General features: G+C 61.2%; 9 protein-coding genes. 6 read left to right on the top strand and 3 right to left on the bottom strand.

The features are described 5' to 3' along the window. Nucleotides 1–145 precede the first annotated feature (145 nt). Entirely contained in the window at nt 146–3286 is a 3141-nt protein-coding gene (locus ACZ9EJ_RS26210) for an efflux RND transporter permease subunit (RefSeq protein WP_046641012.1), read from the bottom strand. Nucleotide 3287: 1 nt separating this feature from the next. Continuing rightward, complete coding sequence (locus ACZ9EJ_RS26205) at nt 3288–4427, bottom strand: efflux RND transporter periplasmic adaptor subunit (protein ID WP_255736495.1); 1140 nt, start codon at nt 4425–4427, stop codon at nt 3288–3290. A 202-nt stretch (nt 4428–4629) separates the two neighbouring features. On the opposite strand from ACZ9EJ_RS26205, the gene ACZ9EJ_RS26200 reads away from it, so the two are divergent. From ACZ9EJ_RS26200 to ACZ9EJ_RS26185, 4 genes are all read left to right on the top strand, one after another. Continuing rightward, nucleotides 4630–5301: a response regulator transcription factor gene (locus ACZ9EJ_RS26200; RefSeq protein ID WP_046630298.1), complete on the top strand. Its 672-nt coding sequence runs from the start codon at nt 4630–4632 to the stop codon at nt 5299–5301. Beyond that, on the top strand, nt 5301–6632 hold the full coding sequence (locus ACZ9EJ_RS26195; RefSeq protein ID WP_370650390.1) for a sensor histidine kinase: 1332 nt from the start codon (nt 5301–5303) through the stop codon (nt 6630–6632). The genes ACZ9EJ_RS26200 and ACZ9EJ_RS26195 overlap by 1 nt, the downstream gene beginning before the upstream one ends. Before the next feature lie 101 nt (nt 6633–6733). Continuing rightward, entirely contained in the window at nt 6734–7621 is an 888-nt protein-coding gene (locus tag ACZ9EJ_RS26190; protein ID WP_370650391.1) for a DUF3313 domain-containing protein, read from the top strand. 400 nt (nt 7622–8021) lie between these two features. After that, entirely contained in the window at nt 8022–8867 is an 846-nt protein-coding gene (locus ACZ9EJ_RS26185) for a MipA/OmpV family protein (protein WP_476100513.1), read from the top strand. Nucleotides 8868–9003: 136 nt separating this feature from the next. Here the strand turns inward: ACZ9EJ_RS26185 and ACZ9EJ_RS26180 are convergent, their stop codons facing one another. Then, complete coding sequence (locus ACZ9EJ_RS26180; protein WP_046630453.1) at nt 9004–9819, bottom strand: ATP-binding cassette domain-containing protein; 816 nt, start codon at nt 9817–9819, stop codon at nt 9004–9006. Between the two features lie 250 nt (nt 9820–10069). Between ACZ9EJ_RS26180 and ACZ9EJ_RS26175 the strand changes: the two genes are divergently transcribed. Next, complete coding sequence (locus ACZ9EJ_RS26175) at nt 10070–10954, top strand: helix-turn-helix domain-containing protein (RefSeq protein ID WP_046641011.1); 885 nt, start codon at nt 10070–10072, stop codon at nt 10952–10954. A 163-nt stretch (nt 10955–11117) separates the two neighbouring features. Beyond that, complete coding sequence (locus ACZ9EJ_RS26170; RefSeq protein WP_476100108.1) at nt 11118–13280, top strand: TonB-dependent siderophore receptor; 2163 nt, start codon at nt 11118–11120, stop codon at nt 13278–13280. Nucleotides 13281–13336: the final 56 nt, after the last annotated feature.

Here is a 13336-nt window from a genome sequence, read left to right as displayed (position 1 = left end):
CTCCTGCGCGACAAAGCGTGAAGTCTCTACATGGCGAACCGCCTCGAGAGAAAGATCAGGAGGACAAGCGGCCCTCCAAAAAGAGCCGCCATCATGATAGCGGATAGAAGGAACCTGCCGAAGAGGCGCAAGACGGTCTTACGGGTCATTGCTGTGCCGATTTCGGCGAGTGACGTTCGTTTCCGCTGATCGAATGCGTCCTCACCCTCGCCGCGACCCACTGGGTCAGACTGTCGATGCAGGAGAGGATGACAGGCACCACGACCAGGGTCAGGAGGGTAGAGCTGACGAGGCCGCCGATGACGGCATGCGCCATCGGAGCCCGTTGCGCACCACCGCCACCGGCCGCCAGCGCGAGCGGGATCATGCCGGCGATCATCGCGAGCGAAGTCATGATGATCGGGCGGAACCGTACGGCGCCCGCGTTGACGAGTGCCTCGCTAAGGCTCGAACCCCGCTGGCGCTCCCGGTTGGCGAAATCGACCAAGAGGATGCCATTCTTGGTAACGAGCCCCATCAGCATGATGAAGCCGATCATCGAGAACATGTTGACGGTACTTCCCGCGACCATGAGGCCGATGAGCACGCCGATCAGCGACAGAGGAAGGGCGGCCATGATCGCGAGCGGCTGGGTGAAGCTCCCAAACTGCGATGCCAACACGACATAGATGAAGATCACCGCCATGGTCAGTGCTCTGAACAGGCCGCCTGTCGCCTCCCGAATGTCCTCGGAATCGCCGCCGAATTTTATGCGATAGCCCGTCGGCAAATCTTGCCTGGCGACCATGGCCTCCAGTTCAGCTGTGACATCCCCCGCGGCTCGGCCGGATATATCCGCCGAGATCAGAAGCTCTCTGGACATGTCGAGACGACGGATTTCGGAGGCCGCCGGGACGAGCGCGATGTCCGCGACCTGATCCAGCCGGATCATGCGCGGATTGCCGCTTGCGTCATCGCCGGGGGCCTTGATCACCAACTCTCCAATGGCGGCGACGCTGGCACGCTGGTTGCGGGGAAGCCGGACGACAACGTCGTAGGTTTCTCCGCGCCTATCGGTCCAGGTGGAAACGTCTTGGCCGCCGATCAGCGGCGAGAGCATTCCGGCCAGTTCGGAGATGCCGATGCCCAGATCACTCGCCTGCTCGCGCTTGAGCCGGACGGAAAGGATGGAATTTTCGTCGCCGGCGCTTGAATTGATGTCCACCATGCCGGGCACCCGACGCATGCGAGTGGTCAGATCCGCCGCGATCTTCTCCAACACCCGCTGATCGTCACCCAGGACGCTCAGTTGGATCGCACTGGCGCCTCCGCCCAGGCCCTCCTGGATAAGGGCGATCTTGATTCCCGGGATGACGGAAAGACGACCCCGGATGGGATCCTCCATGGCGGCGGGCGTCCGCTTGCGTTGTTCCTGCGGCACGAGGCTGACGAGAATGGCGGCTTTGTGTTTGCCCATGGCGCTGCCGGTGTTGATCGTCGAGTAGATCGAAGCAACTTCGGGAAACTCATGCAGCGCCTTCTCGACCTGCCCCACCTTGGCGCGCGTGTAATCGAGCGAAGAACCTGCCGGCGTCGTCATGCTGATCTGGAATCGTCCTTCATCCGCATTGGGAACGAATTCGACACCCACCAGGGGAACCATCAAAATGCTGCCGACGAGGATGCCGGAAGTCAGCGCGAGCGTTATCAAACGATGGCGCAGCGTCCAGCGGACGACCTCTCGATAGCGCTCGGCGAGCCTTTCGAAACCGGCGTCGAAGCGCGCAATCAGCCGTCCGACTGGTCCGCGCCTTGCGCCGGGCTCCGCATCGGAATCATGCCAGACGCTGGAAAGCATCGGGTCGAGGGTGAAGGCGACGAACAGCGACAGCAGCACGGCCGCGGAAACCGTGACGCCGAATTCGTAGAAGAAACGGCCGACCATGCCTTCCATGAATGCGACGGGCAGGAAGACGGCGACGATCGTGGCGGTCGTCGCCGCCACGGCGAGCCCAACTTCGTTGGTACCGTCGAGAGCGGCCTTTAAATGCGACTTGCCCATGTGCAGATGGCGCGTGATGTTCTCGCGCACCACGATCGCGTCATCGACAAGAATGCCGATCGAGAGCGTCAACGCCAGCAGGCTGAGCATATTGAGCGTGAAGCCGAGAAGGTCGATGACGGCGAGCGTGCCAATCATGGCGATCGGAAGGGTCAGGCCGGTTATCACCGTGCTTCGCCATGAGTTGAGGAACAGGAAAACGATGGCGACCGCCAATGCCGCTCCCTCGATCAGTGTCGATTGCACCTGGCCGAGCGACTCCCGAATGGGGGTGGAGGCGTCCGTGACGACTTGAAGCCGCACGTTTTGGTCGCTCAGTTCGGCGTTCAGTTGATCGAGTCGCTTGCGCAGATCGCTCACCACCTGCACGGTATTGGCATCCCGGACCTTGACGATGGCGATGGCGAGTGCGGCTTCGCCGTTGTAGATCGCCCGGCTTTCCGGATCCGCCGCGCCATCCGTTACGGTGGCAACATCGCGGAGATAGACAGCCCCATCGCCGCGGCGGGCAACGATCACGTCCAGAAAGTCCTTCGGCTCCGCAATCCGTCCCTGTACCTGAATGGTACGGTCGGTAATACCGCCGACCAGGCTTCCGGCGGGTCTGTTCCCGTTGGTGGTCCGGAGGGCGTCGATGACCTCGTCGACTCCGATGCCCAGTGCGCGCATTTGCGTCTCGTCGATGCCTATGCCGACCTGCCGCTTCTGATCGCCGATCAGCGTCGCCTGCCCGACCCCGATGACCGCCGTCAGTTGGCCCAGCACGCGCTGGTCGGCGATCCTCGTGAGTTCCGGTATGCCGAGGGAACCCGAACTGATCGCCACCGAAAGTATCGGTTCGTCGGATGGGTTAAATCGCGCCACGACAGGGTTGTCGGCTTCTTCCGGAAGGTCGGTTTCGAGGGCTGCTATCTTGTCGCGGACGTCCTGCGCTGCCGTCGTGCTCTCCACCTCCAGCTTGAACTGGGCAATGACGATCGACCGCCCTTCGGAGGAGGTCGACGTGATCTCATCGAGGCCGCTGATCGTATTGAGCGCCTCCTCGATGGGCCTGGTCACCTCCGTCTCTATGGTTTCGGGCGTCGCACCCGGAAAGGCTGTCGTCACCACGACAACCGGGACATCGACGTTCGGAAACTGATCGACGCCGAGGCGCTCGTAGGAAAACGCGCCCAGCACGAGCAGCACCGCCATCATCATGGTGGCGAAGACGGGATGATTGATGGAAATGCGGGTGAGAAACATGTCAGCCCGCCTTCGGAATCGTGACGGTGACGTCGGGTCGCAGCTCGGGCAGCGGTACGGTCACGATCGTGTCGCCATAGGCCAGGCCTTCGGAAATCTCAAGGCTGTCGCTCCCGCCCCATCCGGTTCCGACGGTCACGGGCTGGCGGACGAGGCGGCCCTTTTTCAGCTTGAGGACATAGTCTCCCATCTCGTCTTTACGCAGCGAAATAGCCGGTATCACGATTGCGTCGTCGTTTTGCCGGACCAGGATCGAGCCGGTCGCGAACAATCCGCCCCGAAGATGGGTGCCACCGTTGGAGAGCCGGATATAGACCGGAATGAAGCGCGTACCGTGGTCGGCGACCGGACTGATACGATCCACTCGTCCGAGGACGGTTTGCCCGGCAAGCCCGTCGATGTGCAATTCTGCCCGTTGGGCGAGGGCAATACGGTGAACGTCGCGCGTGGAGACCAGGACTTTTGCTTCCAGAATGCGCGTATCGACGATCGTGAAAAGTTCTGCGCCGGCGCCGACGCGGGAGCCCTGGTTGATCGCCCGGTTTGAGATCACCCCGTCGAACGGCGCCAGAACTTCGGCGTCTCGCAAAGCGCTGCGGGCGATATCCGCCTGGGCTGAAAGGCTTTTCAGTCTGGCCGTCGCGGCGGCCACCTCGCTTCGCGCCTTGTCGAGTTGCTCCTGGCTGGCGATGTTCTTTTCGGCAAGCTGCTCGATCCTGTTGAGCGACTGCATGGTAAGCAGCATCTCCGCAGCCGCGACATCGCGATCCCCCTCGCGCTGCCTGAGGACTGACTGGAGATCGTCCGTCTCAAAGCGGACCAGCACGTCCCCCGCCTTGACCGCCTGTCCGGCAACGGCGCGGACTTCCACGATCTTACCTCCTTCCTTGGCGTGCAGGACGGCACGATTGGTCGGCTCGAGGTCCCCGCTGACGCGCAGCCGTTCCACCATGGAAGTGGGCCGGATGTCAGCAATCTCCGAAAGGGTCAGTTCCAGCGGCTTGTCGACCTGGTTCGCCGCGACCGCCTCCACCACCTCTTTCACCCGTTCATTCGCATCGATCGTTCCCCGTGCGGGATCGATAAACACGACAGCGAGGTAGACGCCTCCCAGAAGCATTCCTGCCTTGGTCAATCTCATTTTCCATTTCAAAGCCATAGCGATATTCCTTGGATTTTTGAGCACGGCCGCCTGCGGGCGGCGCCTCGCGTTTTCGCGACTGGATGGTTCCGGTTGCTAGGCTTTGACAATTGCAGCAGCATTACCGGATGGTTCTCTTGTCCCCGTAATGCTGCCGCAATCTTCGCGGCGGAGAAGAACGGGACAGGAGAGCCAAGGGACGATGAGACTTCTATTGATAGAGGACGAGAGAGAGCTGGCCGACGCGCTGTCGGGGGCGCTGAGCAAACACGGCATCGTCACCGACCACACCACGCATCTTGCGGACGCTTTCGAACTGACGCGCCAGAACAGCTACGACGCGATCCTTCTGGATCGGCGTCTTCCCGATGGCGAAGGGCTGAGCTTCATTCCGATGTTGAGGCGGACGGGCACCGATACGCCAATCATCGTGCTGACGGCGCGCAATGAGCCGTTGGAGCGGGTCGAAGGGCTGGATGTCGGGGCGGACGATTATCTGGGCAAGCCGTTCCTCGTGGACGAGCTGATGGCCCGGTTGCGGGCGGTTCTGCGACGCCCGCCAAGCCTGACGGAACTTCAAATCTCAGTGGGACGGATGGCGATCGATCCCCTGCATTTGAGCGTGACCGTCGAATCGATCCCACTCGACCTGCCCCGGCGCGAACTTCTCGTCCTAGTGGCGCTGGCCAAGCGGAAAGACAAAACCGTTCTTCGATCGACGCTCGAAGCCGCGGTCTACAATTATGAAGAAGAAATCCAGTCGAACGCGCTCGATGCGCATATTTCAAGATTGCGCAAAAGACTGCTGGACGCCGGCGCCGGCATCGCGATCCACAATATCCGCGGCGTCGGATATCTCCTGAAGGAGGAATGATGCGCGACAGGTCTAGTCCCTCCCTTTGGTGGAAGCTGAGCTGGCAACTCAGCCTGGTCATCATCGCTGTTGTTGCTGCGGTGATTCTCGGCCTTTGCGTGTGGGCTGCTACGATCATGTCGCCCAACATTGCCATGGAGGAAAAGATCGGTTCGGCTATAGCCGCGGCCACAACACGCGACAGCCAAGGACGTTTGGAGCTACGAGACACACCGGGGCTCAGGGCGCTCAAGGAGCAGAACACCTCCCTTTGGTATGTGGTGGCCACGATAGATGGTGCGTCGGTGTCCTATGGCACCATCCCTCCGGTTTATGCTGAGCTCGCCGATCTGGTCCATCTGTTCGACGACGCGGACATACGGGGATCCACTGCGACAAAGGAGGTCGCGACGATTGACAGTGCCGAAGCGGCCGTCGGCGAGATTCGGATTCTGTTTGGCGGCGTGGCCGACAAAGGCTCGCGAGTCTTCGCCCTTCTGACGAGGGCCTACCCGATCTACGTCTCCTTGCTGGCGGTCGCTCTGCCTGCGATCTTCCTCGCCGTCCCGCGAATCGTCGGCCGCGCGTTGGCAAGGGTGAGCGATGTCGCCCACAAAGCATCGCAGATTGAACCACGCCAGCATGGAACACGCCTGCCGGTGGAAGGTATTCCCAAAGAAGTTGCGCCGCTGGTGATTGCGTTCAACGGTACGCTTGAGCGGCTTGAGAGCGAATTGAAGAAACGCCAGCGCTTCCTGATCGACGCGGCGCATGAGCTCAGAACACCGATCGCCATCATGCAGACGCGGATCGACGGCATGCCCGAGGGGCCGGAACGCAGGCGCTTGTTGAATGACGTTGCGCGTCTGGCCTTGACCGCCGAACAGCTCCTCGACTTTGAGCGCAACGACCAGGCGAGCGATCTCCATGAAGCGGTCGATCTCGTCGAGATTGCACGAACGGTGGTTGCCGACCTCGCACCCCAGGCGATCGCCGCTGGCTACCAGATTTCCTTCCAGAGCGACGTGGAAAGCGCTGAGCGGCGCGGCAGCCCTTCTGCCCTGCCAAGAGCGGTCGGCAATCTGGTCCGCAATGCGATCGACCACGGCGGCAACAGGGGAATGATCACCGTCTCGGTCTCGGCCGCTGGGCGGATCACCGTTGCCGACGAAGGGGCGGGCATACCGGCCGAACATCAGCAGCTGGTTTTCGAACCCTTCTACCGCGTTACCCCAAAAAGCAGAGGCGCAGGCCTTGGTTTGAGCCTGGTCAAACAGATCGTCGCAAACCATGGGGGGCGCGTCAGCCTTCAAAGCGGCACAATCGGAACCCAGGTTGCAATCGAACTCTGACGGACGGCACCGCGCTCGCCCCATCCCGATCCTCTGTAATGCTGCGGCAATCCTTCCCCCGCACTGTCACCCCGGTACACCCATGACGGAGGCCCAAAGGCGTGCGCAGCAATCCATCAATTGAACCACTTCTCCGATTTTCAGGATCTCCATCCACCTCAGCTTTCAGATCTCTATGTTTCGCCCTGCCTCTGACCCTGGCGGTGGCGGGATGCACTTCGGTGCCGCTGAAGGAAGCAGGCACCCTGACTTCCTACAGCAATCTTGGCGCGCCGAAGGGAACGCTGGCCAAGAAACGCCTCTACGTCGATGGGCGCCATCTGGCCACGGTAAGGACGGTCAGCATCGTGCCGACAACCTTCTCTTTCAGCGCCGCATCCCGCATCAAAACGGAAGCCGACCGCTCGCTGGTGTCGAACGCTCTGGACCGGGCGCTCTGCGTCGCACTCAGCGACAAATACCAGATGGTCTCGGCCGGCCAACCGGCGGATCTGACAATACGTTCCGTGGTGACCGATATCGTACCGACGAACAGGACCGTCGCCGGGGTCGCCACCGCCGTAACCGTTGGCACCGGCTTTGTCCTGCCGGTCAGCGTGCCGCGCTTGCCCATCGGCCTCGGAGGATTGGCCGTCGAAGCGGAGGCTGTCGACGGTGGCGGCATTCAGAGCGCGGCGATGGTGTGGGCCCGCGGCGCAAATTCGATCCAGGACAAACCCCGCGTTTCCGAAGTCGGGGATGCCTATGGCCTTGCCTCCAAGTTCGCGTCCGACTTTTCGCGCGTGCTCATTTCCGGCAAGGAGCCGAAAGGATTGGACATCGCCCTTCCCTCAGGGCAGCGGATGCGGTCCTGGCTCGGCGGAAAACCAAAATACCCGGCCTGCGACGCCTTCGGGCGGGCGCCTGGATTGGTGGGAGCCGTGGCGGCCAAGTACGGTGCGCCGCCACAATGGACCGACAAGAAGCCGAAACCGACCCTCACTCACTGACTTATCATCCGAATGGGCCGGCATACGCGTCAGCGGAGCCGATGCACTTTTTACGGAGAACCGGCGGTCGAGCCCTCCAGCGACCGGTCGGCTCCGTAGAGCGGCGTGGACGGGCGGAGCACGGCCGGCACCCCAAAGCCTTGTTCCGTTCGTCCGCTGCTCGACGGCATTCGCAGCAGGATTGGTCGCTATCGCTTCGCCCTGCCGCACCGACATTACCGGCTGGTTTCAGCTCGACTTGTAATGCTGCGGCAATTCTTCAACCGCAACGTCTCACCGAAACCAGACCCGGTTTCTTTAGCTTTTATAATCAGGAGTTAATTTGGTGAGCCAGCAAGATCAACATCATCCGGAAGACCGTCACCGCAATGCGGTCTTGAGCGGAGTTAGGGCTTCCGACATCATTCAGCGACGGTGGACGATAAAAATCTCGATCGCGGCATTGGCCGCAGCCTCGGCACTCTTTCCGGTCACGGCACTCGCGGCCGACCTTGAAGCAAACGACGCGGCGATTGCCCCTCCCCAGCAGTTCGATACCGAACGCTACGGCGGCATTCGCGGCAGACTGCATGACTGGAAGGTAACAATCGGCGTCGGGGCGATCTACATGCCCGAATATGAAGGATCCGACGAATTCGAGGTGCAGCCGTTCCCGCTTGTCTCCGCCCAGTTTGGGGAGCGCGTGCATCTCGATACCGGCGGCCTCACCGTCGATCTTTTCGAAACAAACGGCTTCAGGATAGGCTTGACCGGTGGCGTCGAGATGGGCCGCAAGGAGGACGATTCGGACTACCTGCGTGGTCTCGGCGACATCGACATGGGCGGCGTCATCGGCGGGATCGTCAGCTATGAGGTCGGTCCATTCGGCGTCTATGCCAAGTTGGACAAGACCATAGGCGGCAGCGAGGGGCTGACCGGCACTTTCGGCGCGAAAGTTTCTCATCGGTACGAACGGTTCATCTTCTCCGCCGATGTGTCCGGCACATGGGCCGACGACAAGCACATGGAGTCGTATTTCGGGGTGACCTCGATCCAGTCGGCTCAATCCGGCCTGGTGGAACACCAAGCGAAGGCGGGGATCAAGCGCGTCGATCTCAAGGGCTCGATCACCTACATGATGACCGAGAACTGGAGCGTCACAGGCGCCGGCGGCGCCGGCTTCCTGCTCGGGGATGCCAAGGACAGCCCGATCGTCAAGGACGATGTTCAACCTTTCGCCATGCTGGGCGTAGGCTACCGGTTCTAAAAACGAGCGCGGTCTTGCGGCAGCCCTCATGGCTGCCGCCATTCCGAAGCCGTCTTGCCATGGCGGATCATGCGCGCCGGATTCTCAGGATTGCTGCCCAACGGCGACCTTCACCGCGCTGACGGCATACTCGAACTTATTGGGCCAGCGCCACCAGCCGGCCGCTTGAGGGTTGGCATATGATATCCATGCGGACGTCGTAGATGCGAACCAGTTCCTCGGCCGTCATGACCTCTTGCGGGGTGCCATGGGCGATCAGCCGGCCGGAATGCAGTGCGACGATCTCATCGCAGAAGCGGGCGGCCATGTTGACGTCGTGCAGCACGGTGATGATGGTGATGCCCTTTTCGCGGCAAAGATCGTGCGTCAAGGACAGGACTTCCAACTGATGGCCGATGTCGAGCGCGGAGATGGGTTCGTCGAGCAGAAGGCAGGCGGCGTCCTGTGCCACGAGCATGGCAAGCCAGGCACGCTGGCGTTCGCCGCCCGACAGGCTGTCCACCATGCGTTCCGCGAAAGGGCCGATGCCGGTAAGCTCGATCGCCTCCTCCACCTTCTGCTTGTCGATGGCGGTGAACCGGCCGAGCGCGCCGTGCCAGGGATAACGCCCGAGCGCCACCAGTTCCTTGACCAACATTCCGGGCGCTGCTGGCGTCCGCTGCGGCAGATAGGCGAGCCGGCGGGCGAATTCCCGCGCACTCCAGTCTTCGAGGGGCTTGCCCTCAAACTGGATAGTGCCCGCGCTCAACGCCTGCTGCCGGCCGATCAGTTTCAACATTGTCGATTTTCCGGAGCCATTGTGTCCGATCAGAGCAATCGACCTGCCTGCCCGAAGATCGAGCGTCAGCGGATGCAACAGGACGCGACCTTCGATTGCAAAGCTCGCTTCCTTCAATGACAGGAGAGGGAGATTTGCCTTGGCGATCTCACGCTCGTTTGGGTTCAGCGGCATGGTTACCATCCGTATGTCGTCTTTCAAACCGGAAAACTGGACTCATGTTTCTTCGAATCCGAGGCTCCGGTCAACCGACGTCCTTTGTCGCGTTGTCGCCGCCCAGGTCATGGTCCCGGGCCCATGCCGCCGTGAATATCTGCACCCGGGTGCCGCGCAGATCCGGATGATGCGGCATCTGCAACGTCCGGATTGATACCTTGAGATAAACTTGATAAAAATCAGAAAGTTTATTTACTTGGATAGCAGCATGATGTTTCAACCGCGGATGCAGAACAGGATCGAGGGTTTTTCGGTCATCGGGGGGCTGAGGCGTCGTTACTGGAACGGCATCACTTCCGACCTCTGGGAGGTGGAATGCGCCGCCTATGCGGGCGGCCATTACGTGGCGCGGGACCCGCGACTGTTCATCCTGCTCGACCAGCGCGGCCGCGGGCGCCCTGTCGTGAAGCTTTCGCCGCAATCCCGCGGCGCCCCACAGGACAGCAATGCGAGCCCGATCTCCTACATTCCCGCCGGCATGGACCTTTGGCTGGACATTGCCGACGTGCAGTATGTGCGCCACCTCGATATCCACTTCGATGCGGACATCCTCGGCCGCCGGCTGATGGAAGACATCAACCCCGAAAAGCTCAAGGATCCCCAATTGCTGTTCTCCGACCAGCGGGTCATGGCGCTGGCCGGGCTGATCGCCGCCGAGATTTCCAATCCGGAGCCGCTGCACGACCTCTATGGGGACGGGCTCGCCCTGGCGCTCGTCATCGACGTCCTGAAGATGGTGAAGGTCCCGCCCCGGCGGCGGGGAACGCTGGCAGTCTCGCAGCTGCGGCGCGCTACGGATTTCATCACAGAAAACTGCATGCGCAATATCCGCCTGCAGGAACTCGCCGACCTGACGGGCCTGTCGCCATCGCATTTCAGCCATTCGTTCAAGGCATCGACCGGGATGGCACCGCACGACTGGCAGATGAATGCCCGGCTGGAACGCGCAAAAGCGTTGCTGGTGTCGGACCTCTATCCGTTGACCGAAGTTGCCGTCGAAACCGGCTTCTCGGACCAGGCGCATTTCACCAAGGTCTTCCGCAAGCATGTGGGGACCACCCCAGCCCGCTGGCGGAAGGCCAGGCAGCAGTGATGCATTTTTGCAAATATTTGCTCACTCATTTTGAAATTGCCCAAAAACGTCCAATTGTCGCCGATCGAACCAAGCCGAAGTTTTAAATATGAGTTAACTGCTCACCTTATTGCGATGCCGCTTCCTGCGAGCGGCGAAGAAGTCCGTGTAAGTGGGGCATAGAATGAACAAGAGAGAAGCAGCCTTGGGGGCAAGGCTTGGACTGGGTGCAGGTGTGGCGTTTATCGCCCTTTGCAGCGCGTGGACGGCTCATGCCCAGGACGCCGATACGACGCTGGCACCGATCGTCATTCGTGGCGAGGGCGACGGCGACGGGACCGGCCCGGTCAAAGGTTATGTCGCGAGGCAGTCGACGACCGGTTCCAAGACCGATACGCCGCTCAAGGAAATTCCGCAGTCCGTGTCGGTCATAGGCCGGGAAGAAATGGACGACCGCGGCGCCGTCAGCAAGATCGACCAGGTGCTCCTCTATACGCCGGGCGTGTTCGGCCAGCCCTACGGCTCGGACCCCGACACCGACTGGATCTATGTTCGCGGATTCAACGCATCGCAGACGGGCGTGTTCTTCGACAGCCTCGCGCTCACCAGTCACTCCTATGGCGGCTTCCAGCTCGATCCGTTCATGCTGGAGCGCGTCGAGGTCCTCAAGGGGCCGGCCTCGGTCCTGCTCGGCGGCGCCAATGCCGGCGGCGTCGTCAACCTGATCCGCAAGCGCCCGACCGACGAGCCCTATTACTACACCGAGACCGGCATCAACACGAACGGCAACGCCTTCTTCGGCTTCGATATTTCGGACAAGGTCACCCCGGACGGCACCTTCACCTATCGCCTCACCGGCAAGATCGCCGGGGGCGACAATTATACCGACTACAGCGAGGACCTGCGCGGCTTCATCATGCCGCAGTTCACCTTCTCGCCGGACGCGGGCACCAGCCTGACGGTCTGGGCCTATATCAGCGGCCTCGACCAGGTCCACACGACCAACGGCCTGCTCCCCTACGGCGGCACGGTCGTCAATGCCGGCTACGGCAAGATCCCGCGCGACATGTTCCTCGGCGAGCCCGACTTCGACGACGGCACGGTCGTCCAGAAGATGGTCGGCTACGAGTTCGAACACGAATTCGAAGGCGGCTGGAAATTCAACCAGAACCTGCGTTACGGGCATCTCTTCAAGCGCGAACAGTATGTCTATCCGTTCGACTTCGACCCGACGGATGGCGTGGTAGGCCGCTACGGCGAAGACATTACTTCGACGGCCGATGCCTTCAATGTCGATAACCGGATCGAAAACGAGTTCGATTTCGGCGGCGCCTCGCATAAGCTCATGGCTGGCTTGGACTACCGCTATTATCGGCTGCATACAGACCAGCTTGGTTTGTGTGCAACCCCCTTCCCGCTTTTTCCGGATCCGTTCAATCCCAACAATCCGGCCTATGGCTCGCCGATCACTCTCGCCCGCAACCTGAACCAGATCTACACAATCAACCAGGTCGGCGTTTACGCGCAGGACCAGATCAAGTTCGGCGATGGCTGGATCGCTACGTTCAACGGCCGCTACGACTATGTCCACAACGAGATCGATGATCTCATGCCGGGAGGAACGGCGAACTATTCCAGCAACGACCGCGCCTGGAGCGGCCGCGCGGGCCTGGCATACGAGTTCGACAACGGCCTGACGCCCTATGTCAGCGCCGCGACCTTTTTCAGCCCGATCGTCGGCCTGACGGGCGGCGGCGCGCCGAAACCGGAGAAAGGTTACCAGTTCGAGGCCGGCGTCAAATACGAGCCGACCTGGCTCGACGGCAGCCTGACGGCCTCCGTCTTCGACATCACGAAGCAGAACTACACGATCACCACCGGCTCGGTAACCAGCCAGCTTGGCGAAGTCCGCTCACGGGGCATCGAAGTGGAAGGCAAGGTCAATCTGGACGAGAACTGGAAGGTCATCGCGGCAGCCTCATATACGGATATCGAGATCACCAAGGACGATCCCACGCTGGTCGGAAATACGCCAAACGTCGTGCCTGACGTTATGAGTTCTCTCTGGCTTGATTACACCGTCACGCAAGGGCCGCTGGAAGGGCTCGGCTTCGGTGCCGGTGTCCGTTATCGCGGCAAGTCCTGGGCGGACAATGCGAACACCCTGCGCGTTCCGGATGCGACGGTCGTCGATGCAGCGATCCGCTACGAGAAAAACGACTGGAAGGCGTCCCTGAACGTCACCAACCTGTTCGACAAGGACTATGTCGCAGGCTGCAACACCCAGTATTTCTGCGGCTACGGCGAGGCACGCACCGTCAACTTCAAGATCAGCAAGGTCTGGTAATTTGACAATCTGAGAGTTTTGCAGGAAGGCCCGTTTCGGGCCTTCCTGTGCCTTGG

It is taken from the genome of Neorhizobium sp. USDA 3394, assembly GCF_056280385.1.
Note: the sequence above shows the minus strand (reverse complement) of the source record. Positions and strands in the feature narration are given on the sequence as shown.

What these genes read in the sequence shown, in the direction of transcription:
- ACZ9EJ_RS26195 (WP_370650390.1), top strand. Translation starts at nt 5,301, where the DNA reads ATGCGCGACAGGTCTAGTCCCTCCCTTTGGTGGAAGCTGAGCTGGCAA.
- ACZ9EJ_RS26200 (WP_046630298.1), top strand. Translation starts at nt 4,630, where the DNA reads ATGAGACTTCTATTGATAGAGGACGAGAGAGAGCTGGCCGACGCGCTG.
- ACZ9EJ_RS26180 (WP_046630453.1), bottom strand. Translation starts at nt 9,819, where the DNA reads ATGCCGCTGAACCCAAACGAGCGTGAGATCGCCAAGGCAAATCTCCCT.
- ACZ9EJ_RS26205 (WP_255736495.1), bottom strand. Translation starts at nt 4,427, where the DNA reads ATGAGATTGACCAAGGCAGGAATGCTTCTGGGAGGCGTCTACCTCGCT.
- ACZ9EJ_RS26170 (WP_476100108.1), top strand. Translation starts at nt 11,118, where the DNA reads ATGAACAAGAGAGAAGCAGCCTTGGGGGCAAGGCTTGGACTGGGTGCA.
- ACZ9EJ_RS26210 (WP_046641012.1), bottom strand. Translation starts at nt 3,286, where the DNA reads ATGTTTCTCACCCGCATTTCCATCAATCATCCCGTCTTCGCCACCATG.
- ACZ9EJ_RS26175 (WP_046641011.1), top strand. Translation starts at nt 10,070, where the DNA reads ATGATGTTTCAACCGCGGATGCAGAACAGGATCGAGGGTTTTTCGGTC.